The 17,914-nt window shown below is 61.6% G+C and carries 17 protein-coding genes; 10 read left to right on the top strand and 7 right to left on the bottom strand.

Translation table 11 applies throughout. The features are described from left to right. Positions 1-9 precede the first annotated feature (9 nt). Complete coding sequence (locus LDN75_RS07610) at positions 10-1,497, top strand: lipase maturation factor family protein (protein WP_223936532.1); 1,488 nt, start codon at positions 10-12, stop codon at positions 1,495-1,497. Here LDN75_RS07610 and LDN75_RS07605 read toward each other — a convergent pair. Beyond that, on the bottom strand, positions 1,469-2,590 hold the full coding sequence (locus LDN75_RS07605; RefSeq protein WP_223936531.1) for a LacI family DNA-binding transcriptional regulator: 1,122 nt from the start codon (positions 2,588-2,590) through the stop codon (positions 1,469-1,471). The genes LDN75_RS07610 and LDN75_RS07605 overlap by 29 nt on opposite strands. 251 nt (positions 2,591-2,841) lie before the next feature. Here LDN75_RS07605 and LDN75_RS07600 point away from each other — a divergent pair, with 251 nt between their 5' ends. The 9 genes from LDN75_RS07600 (at position 2,842) to LDN75_RS07560 (ending at position 11,503) form a co-directional block, all read left to right on the top strand. Then, entirely contained in the window at positions 2,842-4,167 is a 1,326-nt protein-coding gene (locus LDN75_RS07600; RefSeq protein WP_223936530.1) for an extracellular solute-binding protein, read from the top strand. Then, positions 4,164-5,093, top strand: a complete 930-nt coding sequence (locus LDN75_RS07595) for a sugar ABC transporter permease (protein ID WP_223936529.1) — start codon at positions 4,164-4,166, stop codon at positions 5,091-5,093. Before LDN75_RS07600 ends, LDN75_RS07595 begins: the two co-directional genes overlap by 4 nt. A 1-nt stretch (position 5,094) precedes the next feature. Then, positions 5,095-6,000 (top strand): carbohydrate ABC transporter permease, encoded by a 906-nt coding sequence (locus tag LDN75_RS07590; RefSeq protein ID WP_223936528.1) that lies wholly within the window; start codon positions 5,095-5,097, stop codon positions 5,998-6,000. Positions 6,001-6,033: 33 nt separating this feature from the next. Then, the gene (locus LDN75_RS07585; RefSeq protein WP_223936527.1) at positions 6,034-7,230 is read left to right on the top strand and encodes a Gfo/Idh/MocA family oxidoreductase; all 1,197 of its coding nucleotides are present in this window, start codon (positions 6,034-6,036) and stop codon (positions 7,228-7,230) included. A gap of 11 nt (positions 7,231-7,241) precedes the next feature. Then, positions 7,242-8,246 (top strand): sugar phosphate isomerase/epimerase family protein, encoded by a 1,005-nt coding sequence (locus tag LDN75_RS07580; protein ID WP_223936526.1) that lies wholly within the window; start codon positions 7,242-7,244, stop codon positions 8,244-8,246. A gap of 57 nt (positions 8,247-8,303) precedes the next feature. Continuing rightward, a complete protein-coding gene (locus LDN75_RS07575; protein WP_223936525.1) occupies positions 8,304-9,005 on the top strand; it encodes a ThuA domain-containing protein in 702 nt (233 codons plus the stop codon). Continuing rightward, positions 8,990-10,126 (top strand): Gfo/Idh/MocA family oxidoreductase, encoded by a 1,137-nt coding sequence (locus LDN75_RS07570; protein WP_223936524.1) that lies wholly within the window; start codon positions 8,990-8,992, stop codon positions 10,124-10,126. The genes LDN75_RS07575 and LDN75_RS07570 overlap by 16 nt, the downstream gene beginning before the upstream one ends. Positions 10,127-10,281: 155 nt before the next feature. Continuing rightward, entirely contained in the window at positions 10,282-10,791 is a 510-nt protein-coding gene (locus tag LDN75_RS07565; protein ID WP_223937695.1) for a hypothetical protein, read from the top strand. Continuing rightward, positions 10,772-11,503, top strand: coding sequence for an integrase core domain-containing protein (locus LDN75_RS07560; protein ID WP_263422351.1), 732 nt, complete (start codon positions 10,772-10,774; stop codon positions 11,501-11,503). The genes LDN75_RS07565 and LDN75_RS07560 overlap by 20 nt, the downstream gene beginning before the upstream one ends. An 84-nt stretch (positions 11,504-11,587) precedes the next feature. Here the strand turns inward: LDN75_RS07560 and LDN75_RS07555 are convergent, their stop codons facing one another. Genes LDN75_RS07555 through LDN75_RS07530 form a run of 6 tightly spaced genes read right to left on the bottom strand, consistent with a single transcriptional unit; the run spans position 11,588 to position 17,914 of the window. Further along, positions 11,588-12,463, bottom strand: coding sequence for a CoA ester lyase (locus LDN75_RS07555; protein ID WP_223936523.1), 876 nt, complete (start codon positions 12,461-12,463; stop codon positions 11,588-11,590). A gap of 43 nt (positions 12,464-12,506) precedes the next feature. After that, complete coding sequence (locus tag LDN75_RS07550) at positions 12,507-12,992, bottom strand: MaoC family dehydratase (protein WP_223936522.1); 486 nt, start codon at positions 12,990-12,992, stop codon at positions 12,507-12,509. Next, on the bottom strand, positions 12,989-13,741 hold the full coding sequence (locus LDN75_RS07545; protein WP_223936521.1) for a CoA transferase subunit B: 753 nt from the start codon (positions 13,739-13,741) through the stop codon (positions 12,989-12,991). The genes LDN75_RS07550 and LDN75_RS07545 overlap by 4 nt, the downstream gene beginning before the upstream one ends. Beyond that, positions 13,738-14,526, bottom strand: coding sequence for a CoA transferase subunit A (locus LDN75_RS07540; protein WP_223936520.1), 789 nt, complete (start codon positions 14,524-14,526; stop codon positions 13,738-13,740). The genes LDN75_RS07545 and LDN75_RS07540 overlap by 4 nt, the downstream gene beginning before the upstream one ends. 20 nt (positions 14,527-14,546) lie before the next feature. Then, positions 14,547-15,710, bottom strand: a complete 1,164-nt coding sequence (locus LDN75_RS07535) for an acyl-CoA dehydrogenase family protein (protein ID WP_223936519.1) — start codon at positions 15,708-15,710, stop codon at positions 14,547-14,549. After that, positions 15,707-17,914, bottom strand: coding sequence for a biotin carboxylase N-terminal domain-containing protein (locus LDN75_RS07530; RefSeq protein ID WP_223936518.1), 2,208 nt, complete (start codon positions 17,912-17,914; stop codon positions 15,707-15,709). The genes LDN75_RS07535 and LDN75_RS07530 overlap by 4 nt, the downstream gene beginning before the upstream one ends.

The raw sequence follows: 17,914 nt of genomic DNA, 5'->3' as shown, positions 1-17,914 counted from the left end.
GCGCGTAACGTGGAATTTGTGGAGTGGCTGGCCTGGTTTGACGCGCAGGACTGGTTTGACGCGCAAGACTACGAATTTGCGCGGCAAGTATTGCAACGCGGCACCGCTGTGCTTTATCTGGTTGCCTTTCTCTCCACCATGAACCAGTTTCCCGCCCTCCTTGGCGAGCACGGCCTGCTTCCCGTCCCCTCGTTCCTTGAGATGGCCCGCCGCTTGGCACGGCCCACCCTCTTCCAGTGGCGATACTCGGATGCCCTGCTGCGCGCAGTTTGTTGGGTAGGAATCGCTGTGTCCGCGATGCTGGTAGTCGGCCTACCGCAGCTGGGACCACCGTGGCTTCCGATGCTGGCGTTCCTGGCTCTCTGGTTCCTCTACATGTCGATCGTGAATGTGGGCCAGACGTTCTATGGCTTTGGCTGGGAGATCCTGCTCCTGGAGGCTGGCTTCACGGTAGCCTTCCTTGGATCGGACCAGGTTCCACCGCCCACCACCATCCTGATCCTGATTGTTTGGCTGGTGTTCCGGCTTGAGTTCGGCGCGGGAATGATCAAAATCAGGGGCGGCCGTGAGTGGCGGGACCTTACCGCCATGTTCTACCACCACGAGACGCAGCCGATGCCCGGACCGCTAAGCAGGCAGGCCCACCTCCTCCCCCGCCCGTTACACAAGGTGGAAGTGGTGGGAAACCACTTTGCCCAGTTGGTGGTTCCGTTCTTCCTGTTCGCGCCGCAGCCGCTGGCCAGTATCGCGGCAGGAATAATCATCGTGACGCAGCTTTGGTTGGTGGGCAGCGGCAATTTTGCGTGGCTGAATTGGATGGCAATCGTTCTCGCCTTCGCTGCCGTGAGTGATCCAGTGGCTCATGCGGTTCTTCCCGCTATCCCGCTTGAGTGGCACCCGGGAGCCCAAACGCCGGTGTGGTGGCTCGGCGTCGTACTTGCCGTGACGGTACTGCTGGTGGTCCTCAGCTACCGGCCGCTCCTGAACCTCTTCTCGCGCCAGCAGCTCATGAACGCGAGCTTCAACCGGTGGCGCCTGGTGAATGCCTATGGCGCGTTCGGTACGGTAACGAAGCAGCGGATCGAGATCGTCGTCGAAGGCACTATGGCGGAAGAGCCGGACGCTCCCGACGAACACTGGCTGGAGTACGGATTCAAAGGCAAACCCGGGGATGTCCGTCGCCTCCCGCGGCAGTGGGCGCCGTACCACCTCAGGCTTGATTGGCTCATGTGGTTCCTGCCCCTGCGGACAGTCCATGAGGGTTGGTTCTACGCCTTCCTGGAGAGGCTGTTGGAGGCGGACAAGCCCACGCTTGGGCTGCTTCGCCATGACCCGTTCGACGGCGAACGCCCGCGTTGGGTGCGTGCGCGCAGCTATCTTTACCGTTTCGCCAGCCGTGCGGAATTCCGCGAGACTGGTGAGCGTTGGGTGCGGGTGCTGCTGTATGACGCCATTCCGCCGGTCTCACTTACACCTCGACGGCGGCGGCTCCTCTAGCCCTGCCTGACTTGGCCGCGGACGCGGGCTTGGCAGTGGACGCGGGCTTGGCAGTGGACGGGGGCCGTGGTGGCGCCGTGGACTCACGGACCACAAGATGCGTTGCCAGTTCCACCCTGCGGGAGTCGATGTCCTCGCCACGGACCTGGCGCAGGATGAACCGCAGGGCCGAGCGACCCATCTCCTGCAGTGGCTGCGACACGGACGTCAGCGGCGGAACGGATTCCTCCGCCTGGTGCGTGCCGTCGAAACCGACGAGGCTCATGTCCTCCGGAATGCGGATGTTCTGCCGTCGGGCCTCTGCGAGAACTCCCAGCGCGATGCTGTCGCTTCCAGCGAATATTGCCGTGGGCGGATCCTCAAGGGCCAGCAGCGCCTTCATGGCCTTCACACCATTCTCGGGCCGGAAGGCGCCCGAGGACACATAGTCCTCGTCCACTGCGATGCCCTCCGCCATGAGTGCGGCCATATAGCCGTGCAAGCGTGCTTGGCTGCACTCGGCGGTGGCAGGGCCGCCGATGTAGGCAATCTTGCGGTGTCCCAACTCGAGCAGGTGGGTCGCAGCGGCCTTGCCCCCGGCCCAGTTGCTGGCCCCGACGCTGAAGACGTCTGCCGGTGGCGGATTAAGGGGGTCCACCACCACGATGGGGATCCGGCGGCGTTGGAAGGCTTCCAGTTGCGCGGACCCGAAGGCGGAAGTCACCACGATCATTCCGCTGCGGCCTTCGTCGATGATGCGTTGGGCCCGCTCTTCGGGGCCCAACGGTGACGCTGTTTGCCTGCTGGTCACAGAGAGGATGACTTCCATGTCCGAGACCGCCGCATGCTCCATGACACCGTTGAGGACTTCCACGGAATATGCCGAATTCAGGGAGTCGAAGACCACCTCAACCGCCTGCTGGGGTGGCGGACTTTTGCGCTGGAGGGGCGACTTGTATCCGGTCCGCTGCAGGGCAGCCAGTACCCGTGCACGCGTTTCCTCCGCCACGTCCTCCCTGCCGTTCACCACCTTGGAAACCGTAGGTGCCGAAACACCCACCTCTTTGGCCACCGCAGCCAGAGTGAGCTTGAGCGGACGTTGCTCGCGTTCCATGAATCCCCCTGCTTTCGAAAATATTTCGTTCCAATGCGAGTATGCGTGATGCCGCTTGAAAGCTCAAGAAGGCTGTAAGTCCGGCGCTGCTAAAGCTGGAAGAAGTCTTGACGTGTGATGAATTGCACTTTAGTTTAGACCGTGACCTAAACAGTATCTCCGAAATATTTCGATATTTTTCGGGAAGGGCCACCCCTTTGGGAGATGGGCACCGCAACGTGCCCAACGAGGCGACTACACATGGAGAAGCAATGAAGCAGTTCCAATCATCACGGCGTTCTTTTCTGGCTCTCGCGGCTGTTACGCCATTCGCAGTCATGGCAACCAGTGCCTGCGGTACGTCCGGGCCGGGCAGCGCGAGCGGAGGAGGCGCCAGCATGTGGTTCCTCTCCGGTGAGCCGAACCAGACCACCATCCAGAAGGCCGTCGATGCATTCGGTTCCTCGAATCCGGACAACAAGATCGCTGTGACGTACTTCCAGAACGATGCGTACAAGACGAAGATCAAGACCGCGATCGGCGCCGGCCAGGCACCCACCATTGTCTACGGCTGGGGTGGCGGTACGTTGAAGACCTACGCCGAGGCCAACCAGGTGGAGGACCTGACCAGCTGGTTCGAGGCCAACCCGGATCTGAAAAACAAGTTCTTCCCCGCTTCCTTCGGTGCAGCCACCGTCAACGGCAAGATCTACGCCCTCCCCAACCAGTACGTGGCCCCCGTTGTCCTGTTCTACAACAAAGAGCTCTTCGAGAAGGCAGGGGTGCAGCCGCCCAAGACCTGGGACGACGTCATGTCGCTGGTAAAGACCTTCAACGACATGGGCGTAGCGCCGTTCTCCTTGGGCGGTCAATCCCGCTGGACCTCGATGATGTGGCTCGAATACCTCCTGGACCGCATCGGAGGCGCCGAGGTGTTCAAGGCGATCTTCGAAGGCAAGCCCAATGCCTGGATGGATCCGGCTGTGATTGAAACGGGCACCAAGATCCAGGAACTGGTGTCGGCCGATGGCTTCATCAAGGGCTTCTCCTCCATCACGGCAGATTCGAAAGCGGATCAGGCGCTGTTGTTCACGGGGAAAGCAGCAATGTTGCTTCAAGGTTCCTGGACGTACGGACCCATGAAGAAGGAAGGCCAGAACTTCGTCCAGAACGGAAAACTGGGCTTCGTCACCTTCCCGACGGTCCCGGGAGGCAAGGGAGATCCGAAGAATGGCGTAGGCAACCCCGCCCAGTACATGTCCATTTCGGCCAAGGCCACGGACAAGGAAAAGGAAACGGCTAAGAAGTTCTTCAAGGACGGCATCATGACCGAAACGGTCATCGACGCCTACATCAACTCCGGTTCGGTCCCGATCGTCAATGGAATTGAAGACAAGCTCGCAACGTCCCCGGACAAGGACTTCCTGAACTTCGTCTACGACCTTGCCAAGAACGCCCCGAACTTCCAGCAGTCATGGGATCAAGCCCTGAGCCCCACCGCCGCCGAGGCCCTGCTTAACAACATCGACCAACTCTTCCTCAAGTCGATCACGCCACAGCAGTTCGCCCAGAACATGAACGCCACCCTGGGCAAATGAGCTCAACAACCGCTCATAGGGCTGCTACGGGATCGCGGAAAATCGAGCAAGCCGGGCAGCAAAAATCTGCACTTGCGTGGCTGACGCTGCCTGCTGTGATCTTTTTCGTGGTTTTCGCGCTTGCGCCGCTGGTAGGTGTACTGGTCCTGAGCTTCGCCAACTGGGACGGCATCGGCGCCATCGGGGCAGCTGGACTGGAGAACTGGTCCTCGGTACTCACCGACCCCGGACTGTACAACGCCCTGGGCCTGACCTTCCTGATCATGATTGTCTCCTGGCTGGTTCAGACCCCCATCAGCCTTCTCCTGGGAGTCTTCACTGCTGGCACGCAGCGCTACAGGGCTGCATTGGCCGTGTTGTACTTCTTGCCGCTTCTTCTCTCCTCGGCTGCAGTTGCCATCGCTTATAAAGCACTGCTGGACCCTAACTTTGGACTGGCCATGGGACTGGGCTTGCCCTTCCTGGCCCAGGACTGGCTGGGCGTCCCTCAGTTGGCATTGGGCCTGGTCATCTTTGTGATCGCTTGGCAGTTCGTGCCGTTCCACACACTCATCTACCAAGGTGGTGTCCGGCAGATCCCCAAATCCCTGTACGAGGCAGCACAGATCGATGGTGCGGGAATCCTTAAGCAGTTCTTCCACATCACGCTTCCGCAGTTGAAATACACCATCATCACCTCGTCCACCCTGATGGTTGTCGGATCGCTGACGTACTTCGACCTCATCTTCGTCCTCACCGGCGGCGGACCGGGCAACTCCACCCGCATCCTGGCGCTCGACATGTACTTGCGCGGCTTCCGGGCCAACCTGATGGGCCCTGCAAGTGTCATTGCCGTCATCCTCGTCGTCGTAGGCCTTGTCCTTGCCTTGTTCCTCCAGCGCCTTGGAGGCAAGGACAAGCAGGGCAGCCAATTGGAAGGTTTGTAAGGTGAGTACTGTCCTTCAAAGCGATTCGAAAACCGCTCCAGCCACTCCCCCGGCCCACTCCACCAAAGCCAAGCAAAGCCTCGGTTCACGGGTCCGGCGGCTGAACATACCCGGAGGCCTTGGCGGTTGGATGTGGCTGGCCATCATCATTGTGCCGATCTACTACATCGTCATCACCAGCCTGAAGACGTCTGAGGGGTACTTCGGGCAGAACCCGTTGGCTCTTCCGGCGACTCCCACCTTGGAGAACTACCAACTGGTTCTCGAGGCCAATTTCAGCACGTACTTCATGAACAGTGTCATCGTCACGCTCGGCTCCGTGATCCCCACGGTGCTGATCTCCTTCATGGCCGCCTTCGCGATCGTTCGTGGACGCGGCCGGTACCTGAAGTTTGTCAACGGTATGTTCCTGATGGGCTTGGCGATTCCGCTCCAGGCAACCATCATTCCGATCTACCTGATGATCATCCGGCTGAATCTGTATGACAGCCTGCTTGCCATCATGCTTCCATCCGTGGCGTTTGCCATTCCATTGACGGTGCTGATCCTGTCCAATTTCATCCGCGATGTGCCGAACGAATTGTTCGAGTCGATGCGGCTGGATGGCTGCAGTGACTGGCAAACGATGTGGCGGTTGGCGCTGCCTTTGACCCGCCCGGCGATAGTGACCGTGGCAATTTACAACGGCCTGCATGTCTGGAACGGATTCCTGCTGCCGCTGGTACTTACCCAAAGCCCCGGACTCCGTGTTCTCCCCTTGGGACTGTGGACTTTCCAAGGCGAGTTCAGCGTCAATATTCCTGCCGTGCTTGCCTCCGTCGTCCTGAGCACCCTGCCAATCCTGGTGATTTACGTCCTTGGACGCCGTCAGCTGGTTAGTGGCCTTACCGCAGGCTTCAGCAAGTAGCAGCTGCCAACCCAGGACAAGAAAGGACTTGTTGTGACTGAACCAAAACCCTTGCGTGTAGGCATGGTGGGCTACGCCTTCATGGGTGCCGCCCACTCCCACGCGTGGCGGACCGCTCCGCGGTTCTTCGATCTTCCGCTCGCCCCGGAACTGGCTGCCGTGGCCGGCCGCAACGAAGAAGGCGTCCGTGCTGCGGCCCGTAAGTACGGTTGGGATTCCGTGGAAACGGACTGGCGCCGCCTGATTGAGCGCGATGACATTGACCTCATCGATATCTGCACGCCCGGAAACACGCACGCCGAGATCGCCATCGCCGCCCTCGAAGCGGGCAAGCACGTCCTCTGCGAAAAGCCACTGGCCAACTCAGTGGAAGAGGCGGAGAAAATGACAGCGGTTGCCCGGGCGGCAGCCGGGCGCGGCGTGCTGTCCATGTGCGGCTTCAGCTACCGCCGCACTCCCGCTTTGGCCCTGGCAAAGCGGATGGTGGAGGAAGGGCGCCTGGGCGACATCCGTCACGTCAGGGCGCAATACCTGCAGGACTGGCTCAGTGACGCGGATGCGCCGCTCACGTGGCGCCTGGATAAGTCCAAGTCCGGTTCCGGTTCACTGGGCGATATCGGCGCCCACAGTATCGACGCCGCGCAGTGGATCACGGGCTCCACCATCACCGGAGTCTCGGCATTGATGGAAACGTTCGTGAAAGAACGGCCTGTGGGTGGAGATTACGTGGGCCTCGGCGGCCGCGGCGGTTCGGACGCTCCCAAGGGTCCGGTCACCGTGGACGACGCCGCGCTGTTCACCGCGCGATTTGGCGCAAGGCACGACGGCGGTGCTGCCGCCGGACCAATCGGCATTTTCGAAGCCACTCGTTTTGCCTTGGGCCGCAAGAATGCCATGCGGCTGGAGCTGAACGGGACCAAGGGCTCACTCGCTTTTGACTTCGAGGACATGAACTCGCTTCACGTCTACGATTCAGCCCTGGAACCAGACGCAGGATTCCGCAAGATCATTGTCACCGAACCGTCCCATCCGTACACAGGCAATTGGTGGCCCACAGGGCACGGCCTTGGTTACGAACATGGATTCACCCACCAGGTTGTGGACCTGGTGAATGCCATCGGCGCTGGGGAGCAGCCCTCGCCGTCGTTCGCTGATGCCTTGCAGGTTCAGAGGGTGCTGGCCGCCGTTGAGGCTAGCGCGGGCAACGCGAGCCGCTGGCAGAACGTCTGAGAGGACCCATCATGACCCGACCCATCACCCTTTTTACCGGCCAGTGGGCCGACCTGCCGTTTGAGGAAGTAGCGCGCCTTGCTGGCGAGTGGGGCTTCGACGGCCTGGAGATTGCCTGCTGGGGCGATCACCTGGACCCGCAGCTCATCGTCGAAGACGACTCATATCTTCAAGGCAGGCTGGACATCCTGGAGAAGCACCACCTCTCGGTCCACGCGATCGCCAACCACCTCACCGGGCAAGCAGTGTGCGATGACCCCATCGATGAGCGCCACCGGGACATCCTGGCGCCCGATGTGTGGGGCGACGGCGATCCCGAGGGCGTCCGTCAGCGGGCCGCCGACGCCATGAAGACCACAGCCCGTGCCGCGGCAAGGCTGGGGGTCAAGACCGTTACGGGTTTCACGGGCTCGTCCATCTGGAAATGCGTCGCTATGTTCCCGCCGGCTTCCGAAGCCATGATCGAGCGCGGCTACCAGGACTTCGCAGACCGTTGGAATCCCATTCTGGATGTCTTTGACGAGGTGGGTGTCCGTTTTGCATTGGAAGTCCATCCTTCCGAGATCGCCTACGACTACTGGACTGCCAAACGCACACTGGAAGCAATCGGGCACAGGGAGAGCTTTGGATTGAACTTTGACCCCTCCCACTTCATCTGGCAGGACCTTGACCCTGTGATGTTCCTCCAGGACTTCGCGGACAAGATCTTCCACGTGCATGTGAAGGAATCCGTACGTCACCTCGACGGACGCAACGGCCGCCTTGGATCCCACCTGCCGTGGGCGGATCCCCGCCGCGGCTGGGACTTCGTCACTGCAGGCCATGGCGACGTGAACTGGGAACCCATTTTCCGGATGCTCAATTCGATCGGGTATGAGGGACCCACCAGCATCGAATGGGAGGACGCCGGAATGGACCGGCTGATCGGCGCTCCACAAGCGCTGGCCATGGTCAGGGATCTTGCCACCATCCGCCCGCCCGCTTCCGCCTTTGACGCGGCTTTCGCCTCCCGCTGAACCGACTTTCGAACACCAACAGACTCACCCGGACGCTTACGTATTACGAAGGAAGACATGACAAGCAAGAACAAGACCGCACTGGTGGTTCGAGGTGGTTGGGACGGACACCAGCCGGTGGAAGCCACGGAACTCTTCATCCCCTATCTCAAGGACAACGGCTACGAGGTCCGGGTGGAGGAATCCCCCAAAATCTACGCTGACGCGGAGTACATGGCCGGAGTGGACCTGATCGTGCAGTGCATGACGATGTCCACCATCGAGAAGGACGAATTCGAGGGGCTCCGCACCGCCGTCGAAAATGGCACCGGACTTGCCGGTTGGCATGGCGGCATCGCCGATTCCTACCGCAACACCTCGGACTACCTTCACTTGATCGGGGGCCAGTTCGCCTGCCACCCCGGCAAGCACCAGGACGAACGGACCGGTGAACAGTCAGACAACTATGTGCCTTACACCGTGAACATGCTTCCGGCTGCAGCAGAGCATCCCATTACCCAGGGAATCGGCGATTTCGACCTCGTCACCGAGCAGTATTGGGTCCTGGCCGATGACTACATCGACGTCCTGGCCACCACCACCCAGAAGGTACGCGAATGGGACCCGTGGAACCGTGAGGTCACCTCGCCTGCTATATGGACCAGGCAGTGGGGCAAGGGAAGAATCTTCGTCTCCACTCCCGGCCACCGCGTGGAAATCCTCCAGGACTCCAACGTCCGCACCATCATCGAAAGGGGCATGCTGTGGGCATCCCGGTAGAACCAGCCAAACCGCTGAATGTAGGAATCATTGGCTGCGGCGCCATCATCGCCCAGTACCTTGCGAGCTTCCGCCGACTGGACGCCATCAACCTGGTAGCCGTCGCGGACCTTGATCCCGCCCGTGCCGAAGCAGTTGCTGAATCCTACGACGGCGTCCGTGCGTTGTCCGTGGATGGGTTGCTGGCGGCGGACGACGTCGAACTTGTTCTCAACCTGACCATCCCGGCCGCGCATGCGGACATCGCGCTCAAGGCAATCGCGGCGGGCAAGGCCGTTTATGGCGAGAAGCCGTTGGCGGCAACCACGGCCGAGGCCCGGCAAGTACTCGAGGCAGCCAACGCGGCCGGAGTGATGGTCGGCTGTGCCCCGGATACTGTCCTCGGCACCGGTATCCAAACCGCCCGGAAAGCGATCGACGACGGCCTGATTGGCGCTCCTGTTTCGGCGACCGCAACCATGGCTACGCCCGGGCACGAGCGCTGGCATCCGAACCCCGACTTCTACTACCAGCCCGGCGGGGGTCCGCTGCTGGACATGGGCCCTTACTACGTGTCCGCTCTGGTCACGTTGCTCGGCCCCGTAGTGTCGGTGGTGGGCGCAGCCAGCCATACGCGCAGCGAACGAACCATCGGTTCCGGTCCCCGCAAGGGGCAAAAAGTGACGGTGGAGATCGATTCCCACGTCACAGGTGTGTTGGTGCACGCATCCGGCGCCTTGTCCACGCTGTTCATGAGCTTCGACGCCGTCAAGACCAAGAGCCCCAACATCGAAGTCCATGGGGAGAAGGGGTCGCTTGTTGTTCCGGATCCCAACCACTTCGACGGCGACGTGCAGTTGTTCGAGCTGGGAGCCGAGGAGTGGAAAACGCTGCCTGTATCCGCCGGTTACGTTGATGCCGGCCGCGGCTTCGGCATCGCTGACTTGTCGGCCACTCCGGCCGGACAAGAGCCCCGCGCGGGAGGCCAACTGGCTTTCCACGCCCTTGAGGTCATGGAGTCTGTGCTGGAATCCGCCAAGAACGGGAGCGCTGTAGTCATCAAGAGCACCGTCAAGCGCCCAGGGATGGTGGAGCTAACGGAACTCTCGACGCCGGTACGCGCCGCACCGGTCCGCGCCTAGGGCTCCAGCCGCCCGTCGAATTGGCAGTTAATACCAATGTTCCCGAAAAACATTGGTTGTGGAGTCTCATGACTTAATGGACACTTCTGTCTCAGGACATCGTGGACAGTGTGTCTCGGGACATCGTGGGCACTTGTGCGGGTTTTGCTCGTTCCATGAGCGAACTCAAACCCGATATGAAGGTCCGGTATCTTGTCGCCTCGTGGCCTGAGGAGAGTCCTCGAGGTGCCGTGGCAGCCTTCTGCCGCGAGCACAACGTCTCACGGTCTTGGTTCTATAAGGTCAGGGCCGCTGCGGTGTCGGGTGGGCCGGCACAAGCGATGGCTATGCGTTCGACCAAGCCACGTACCAGCCCTAACGCTACTCCCGCAGGGGTCACCGCGTTGGCTTTGCATGTGAGGGAAGCGTTGGAGGCCCAAGGCCATGACCATGGGCCTTTGAGCGTTCAGGCAAGGATGCGCCGGGACGGTGTGGAACCGCCGTCCCGGGCAACGCTTGCCCGGCTCTTTACCAAGGCCGGCATGGTGGTTCCGGAGCCGCGGAAGAAGCCTCGAAACGCTTACCGCCGGTTCGTATATCCCGCACCGAACTGTTGCTGGCAGATCGACGCCACGGAATGGCAGCTGGAAAACGGGGCGGAAGGTTGTGATTTTCCAGCTCATTGATGATCATTCACGCTTGGCCTTGGCGTCACTGGTTGCGGCCGGAGAAACGAGCGAAGCGGCCCTGCGGGTGGTCAAACATGCCATCAGTAAACACGGGGTTCCCCGGAAGTTTCTCTCCGACAACGGCATGGCCCTGAACCCCACACGCAGGGGACGAAGCGGGGCATTGGTGGACTACCTGAGATCTCTCGGAGTCGAACCGATCACGGGCAAGCCCTACAAGCCCACCACCCAGGGCAAGAACGAACGATTCCACCGCACACTGCACCGGTTTCTGCACAAGCAAAAACCGGCTTCAACGATCAAGGATCTTCAAGCCCAGGTCGACACCTTCGACCACTACTACAACACCGAGCGTGAACATCAGGCACTGCCGGCCCGAATGACTCCCCAACAGGCTTGGGAAGCCACCGAGAAAGTGCCCGCCCCCTCGGTCCCCGTGATCTCTGAGATCAAAACCCAGATCCGGCGAACCGTACGAAGAACCGTCAGCCGCCTGGGCGTCGTCACGGTCGTGGGCACGCACTTCCAAGTAGGCAGAGACCGCGCCGGAGAAACAATCCACATCCTCTACGACGCACAACGCATCATGTTCTTCGACGGGCACGGAACCGAAATCATTTCCCATCCGCGCCCGCCAAGAGGAACCAAATACATAGGCAACAACAAACCCCGCGGCTTCATGGCGAACCAAGTGTCCACGACGTCATGAGACATACAGTGTCCACGAAGTCCTGAGACTCGAAGTGTCCTCAATGTCCTGAGACATGACACCGAAAAACATTGGTATTAACTGTCATCTCGCGTGCCGGGCCCGGCGCAGAGTTGCCTCGGCATGCTTGAGGATGGGGCCGTCGATCATCTTGCCCTTGAACTGGAAGACACCTGTCCCGGCTGCAGACGCTGCGTCGAGAAGCTCCGCGGCCTCAGTCACGGCTTCAGGCGATGGCGCGTAGGCCTCGCGTACTGTTGCCACCTGGCTCGGGTGGATGCAGGCCTTGGCACCGAAACCGCTGGCCACGGCGTCCAAGGACTCCGCCGCCAGGCCCTGGAGATCGGGGATGTTCACATAGACGGAGTCGATGGCTTCCTTGCCCGCGGCCTTGGCGGCAAGCAGCACAGCGGACCGTGAGTGCAGGGCCACAGCGCGGTAGCCGCCGTCGTCGTTCCTGCTGGAGAGACCGCCCAAGGAGGCCAACAGGTCCTCCGCGCCCCACATCAAGGCAACGACGTTGGGTTCGGCTGCGATGGCTGAAGCATTGACGACGCCGGCGGCTGTTTCGCAGAGCGCAATCACGCGGTAGCCCTCAAGCGCCCTGAGCTGCTCGGCACTCTCCGCTTTGGCGAGCATGACAGTGCGGTAGGGAGAGTGCGCCAGGCTGTGGAGATCCTTCTCGAATTCGGCCGAGCCCACAGGATTAACGCGGATAATCGTCCGGCTGGGGTCAAGCTCAGCGGCGTCCCCATCGGATCCGAGCTGCCCGAGGATCGCGCCCCGGGCACGCTGTTTGTCCCCCGGAGCAACGGCATCCTCGAGGTCAAGGATCACGGCGTCCGAGCGCTCCGCTGCCTTGCCGAAACGTTCCGGCCGGTCAGCTGGGCAAAACAGGAGTGCCGGCCCCATAGTGAACGGCGCAACCGCTCCGTGGAGGGGCGAGTCGGGAGAAGGCATAACGGTTCCTTGCTGCTGGAATACTGACAATGCGGGAAACGGCCTAGGACTGCGCGGTGTGCGCTTCCTCGGTCCACATCAGGCAGGTACGGGTGGCAAGTGCCACCACCACTCCGTCCTGGTTCCTGCCGGTATGTTGCATGGTCACCACGCCCTGGCCGGGACGCGAGGACGACAACCGTTTACCGGTGATCACCGTTTCCGTGTACAGGGTATCCCCGTGATAGAGCGGGTGCGGAAAGGTGACATCCGTCAGCCCCAGCTGGGCGATAATGGTGCCCTGCGTCAGCTGGGTCACCGACTGCCCCACCATCGTGGACAGTGTGAACATAGAGTTCATCAGCCGCTGCCCGAACGGCTGCGCCGAGCTCCAGGCTGCGTCCAGATGCAGCGCCTGGGAGTTCATGGTCAAGGTGGTGAACAGGACATTGTCCGTCTCCGTCACGGTTCGTCCGGGCCTGTGCGCGTAGATCACGCCCTCTTCAAGCTCATCGAAGTACAGTCCGCGCTGCTCAACAACCCGCGTCATACGGTGAGTTCCTGGTCCTCTTCGAAAAGTTCAGCACCGGTGGCTGCCACCACATCGTCCAAGGTGACGTTGGGGGCCAGCTCGCGAAGGACCAGCCGCGGCTCCCCTTCGTCCTTGACGACGTCGATCACGGCAAGGTCGGTGATGATCCGGTCCACGCAGCCCTTGCCCGTCAGGGGCAGGGTGCAGTCCTTGACGATCTTGGGCCTGCCGTTGCGGTCCACGTGCTCCATCATGACGATGACCTTCTTGGCACCGAACACAAGGTCCATGGCGCCGCCCATGCCCTTGACCATCTTCCCGGGGATCATCCAGTTGGCAAGATCGCCGTTGGCCGCCACTTCCATGGCCCCCAGGACCGCCACATCCACGTGGCCGCCACGGATCATGCCAAAGGACGAGGCCGAATCGAAGAATGCAGCCCCTGGTTTGGTAGTGACAGTTTCCTTGCCTGCGTTGATGAGGTCCGGGTCAACCTGGTCCTCGGCAGGGTACGGGCCTACACCCAGAATGCCGTTCTCGGAGTGGAGGATCACTTCCACCCCCGCGGGAATGTAGTTGGGGATCAGCGTGGGCATCCCGATCCCCAGGTTCACGTACTGACCGTTGATGAGTTCATGGGCTACCCGTGCGGCAAGTTCGTTGCGGCTCCAGCCTTTGGCCTCGTGATGTTCGACGTCGGCACGGCGATACTCGTGCCGCACGGCTTCGGGGCGGGGCGGGATGTCCTGATACGTGTTGTCGTTCATTGTGATGCTCCTGCCTGCCCGGTTGCTTGGCTGGTGGTCAGAGCCACCGTCCGTTTCTCAATCCGTTTCTCCGTGGAGGGGGCCACCACCACCCGCTGGACGAAAATGCCCGGAGTGTGGATGTGCTCGGGGTCGAGCTCGCCGGTTTCCACAAGCTCTTCGACTTCGGCGATGGTCGTCTTGGCGGCCATGGCACAGAGCGGGTTGAAGTTCATGGCTGCTGCATGGAAAACGAGGTTTCCGTGGCGGTCGCCCTTCCACGCATGGACCAAGCCGAAGTCCGGAGTCAGCGACTCTTCCAGCACGTAGTCGGCGTCATTGAAGGTGCGCACCTCCTTAGGCGCGGAGGCAATCGCAACGTTCCCTTCGGCGTCGTACTTTTGCGGCAAGCCGCCCTCGGACACTTGGGTTCCCACGCCTGCCTTGGTGTAAAAGGCGGGAATGCCTGCACCGCCGGCCCGCAGTTTCTCGGCCAGGGTGCCTTGCGGGGTCAGGACAACTTCCAACTCCCCCGCAAGATACTGCCGGGCGAATTCCTTGTTCTCTCCCACGTACGAGCTGATGGTACGGCGGATACGTCCGTCCCTGAGGAGGATGCCCAGGCCCCAGTCGTCCACCCCGCAGTTGTTGCTGACGGTTTCGAGGTCCGTGGTGCCTTGGCTGTGGAGTGCGTCGATGAGTGAGACGGGGATACCGCATAAGCCAAAACCGCCAACGGCGAGCGAGGCGCCGTCCGGGATGTCCTTCACCGCTTCCGCGGCGCTGGCAACAACCTTGTCAATCATCCTTGATCCTTCCCGTACGGTTACAGACCCAGCTCGCGGGCGATGAGCATCAACTGGACCTCGGTGGTGCCCTCCCCGACTTCAAGGATCTTGGAATCGCGGTAATGGCGCGCCACCGTGAACTCGTTGATGAAGCCATAGCCACCGAACACCTGGGTGGCGTCCCGCGCGTTGTCCATGGCTGCCTCGCCTGCGACCATCTTAGCGATGGCGGCTTCAGTCTTGAACGGCTTGCCGGCCAGCATCCTTGCCGCCGCGTCGTAGTAAGCCAAACGAGCCGTGTGGGCCCTGGCCTGCATCCTGGCGATCTTGAATTGGATGGCCTGGTACTTGCCAATGTTCTGCCCAAAGGCGCTGCGTTCCTTGGCGTATTTCACCGAAAGGTCCACGCAGCCCTGCGCCGCGCCGGTACCCAAGGCCGCGATGGCGATGCGGCCCTCATCCAGGATGGACAGGAAGTTGGCATATCCCCGGCCCCGCTGGCCCAGGAGGTTCGCCTCAGGAACGTGGACGTTGTCCAAAGTCAGTGGATGTGTATCCGAGGCGTTCCAGCCCACCTTGTTGTAGGCCTTCTCGGCCCTGAAGCCCGGCGTTTCGGTGGGCACCAGGATAGTTGAGATTTCTTTCTTGGTGCTGCCGTCCGCGTTTTCCGTCTTGCCGGTGACGGCGGTGACCGTGACCAACGTGGTGATGTCCGTGCCGGAGTTCGTAATGAACTCCTTGTTGCCGTTGATGACCCATTCGCCGTTCTCCACGTGGGCGTGGGTCTTGGTGCCGCCGGCATCGGAACCGGCTTCCCGCTCAGTCAAACCGAATCCTGCCAAGGATCGTCCGGATGCCAATTCCGGGAGCCAGCGCTCCTTCTGTTCCTGCGTGCCGAAACGGTACACGGGCATGGCGCCGAGGGACACGCCGGCCTCCAGCGTGATAGCTACGGACTGGTCCACCCGGCCCAGCTGTTCCAAAGCCAGCGCCAAGGCGAAATAATCCCCGCCCATTCCACCAAACTCCTCCGGAAACGGCAGACCGAACAGCCCCATCTCCCCCATTTGCTTGATCACTTCATAGGGGAAGCTGTGTTCTTCGTCGTGCTTGGCGGACACAGGAGCCACCACTTCGTCCGCGAATTCGCGGACGGAATCGCTGAGGTCCTGGTACTCCTCGTTGAGGTCAAAAGTGCTCATGGCTGGACTTCCTTGTTTGTGTTGGCGGGCTTGTTTGTGTCTGCGGCGGTTTCTGCGGACCCTTCAAGAGGATCGGCTACGTGAATAGTGGCGAGCACCTGGTCCGCTTTGACCAGGTCGCCGGGTTTGCTGGTGAGGTGGACGGTTCCGGAAACCGATGCCACCAATTGGTGCTCCATTTTCATGGCCTCGACGGCCAGGAGTGCCTGCCCCTCTTTGACCACGTCTCCGTTGGCCACTGCCACGGACACCACAGTCCCCGGCATCGGCGAGCGCACTTCCGGGTCTGCAGCGCCTTCTTCACGCTGGATCCCGGCAAGCATCCGCCGGAGACGTTCGGCACGGTCCAGGACTTGCAGGCGGCAGGCCCAGCCATCGTTGCCAACGTAGATCTCGCGGGCCGCACTGACCCCCTCGGGCACTGCGCCTACCGCATAGGTGACCGAACCGCCGTCGATCTCCAGGACGATGCCGTCCCCAGTGCGCTCCACCACTGTGACTTTGGCGGCGCGTCCCGCTTCGGGGCCGTGGTCGATGACTGCCGTGAAAATGCCCGAGTCCTCAGTCAACGCAACTGTGGCGGTGCCGCCCCCAGGCAGTCCGAGGCTGGCTGTCCAAGCGGCGCGCCCGCCGATGCGCCACGAGTCCGGCGAGCTCCAGGCGCTACCGGCGAGGGTAGAAGCACCCAACGTCGCCTTCTTTTCGAGCCACAGCGTCAATGCGGCAGCAATCAATTCGTTGGCGCCCGCGTGCCTGAACTCCATGGACGGCAGCTTTCGTTCGATCAACCCCGTGTCCAAGTGACCGGCACGGACGTCGGGATCATTGATCAGCAGCCGCAAATACTCCACATTCGTGTCGACGCCAAGCAGGGTGTACCGGCCCAACGCAGCGTCCAGGGTGTCCAGGGCGGTGGTTCGGTCTTCGCCCCAGGCAACGACCTTGGCCAGCATGGGATCGTAGTCGCCCGTGATCAGAAGGTTGTCGCGCATGGCCGAGTCGATCCGGACATTGGCGTGGGCGCGCTGTTCTCCGAGCACCTTGGGATCCGCCGTGCCATTCTCGGCAAGCCCCATCACGCGTCCCATGGAGGGCATGAAGTTCCGTTCGGGCACCTCGGCGTAGACCCTCGCCTCCACGGCGTGGCCCTTAAGTACGACGTCGGACTGCGCCACGGTGAGCACCTCACCGGCGGCGATCCTCACCTGCCATTGAACGAGGTCCACCCCGGTGACCATCTCTGTGACGGGATGCTCCACCTGGAGCCTGGTGTTCATTTCCATGAAGAAGAACTCGCCCGGGTTTTCATCGGACACCAGGAATTCCACGGTTCCGGCACCGCTGTATTTGACCGAGCGCGCGGCGTTGCAGGCAGCCTCGCCGATCCGCGCCCGTTCATCGGCGCCGTCCACCAGCGATCCGAAGAGTGCCGAGGGGGCTTCTTCGATGACTTTCTGGTGACGCCGTTGGAGGGAGCATTCGCGCTCGCCAAGGTGGATGACGTTTCCGTGGTTGTCCGCGAGGACTTGGACTTCGATGTGGCGGGGAGTCTTGATGAGCCGTTCCAGGAACAGGGTGTCATCCCCAAAGGCCGAGGCTGCTACGCGACGTGCAGTCTGCAGGGCGGCGGCCATATCTTCGGGCCGCTCCACGATGTGCATCCCCTTGCCGCCACCACCCGCTGAGGGCTTGATGAGCAAAGGAAACCCGATTCCGGGCGCAGCATCGATCAGTTCCTGGTCCGTGAGTCCGGGTAGCGCAATGCCGGGCACGCAGGGGACGTCGTAAGCCATGACGTGATTCTTGGAGCGGATCTTGTCGCCCATAACCTCGATCGCGTCAACAGCAGGACCGATGAACGTGATACCTGCGGCGTCCAGGGCTTTCGCGAACTCCACATTCTCGGAGAGGAAGCCGTAACCGGGGTGGACTGCCTGCGCACCGCTGCGGCGGCAGGCATCGATGATGGCATCGATTTTCAAGTAGCTCTCCGACGGCGCCGTCCCGCCGATAGCTACTGCAGTATCGGCGAGCGCGACGTGCTTGGCGTGCTTGTCTGCGTCCGAGTAGACGGCGACGGAGCGGATGCCCATGTCCTTCAGGGTTCGGATCACGCGGCAAGCGATCTCGCCTCGATTGGCGACGAGAACGGCGTTGAACGGTCGGGACGCCGGGTTGGCGTTAGGTGCTGTTGGCAGGGTCAT

Source organism: Arthrobacter sp. StoSoilB5, assembly GCF_019977235.1.
Taxonomy (GTDB): Bacteria; Actinomycetota; Actinomycetes; order Actinomycetales; family Micrococcaceae; genus Arthrobacter.
The sequence above is the reverse complement of the archived record's forward strand: the minus strand, read 5'-3'. Positions and strand labels throughout refer to the sequence as shown.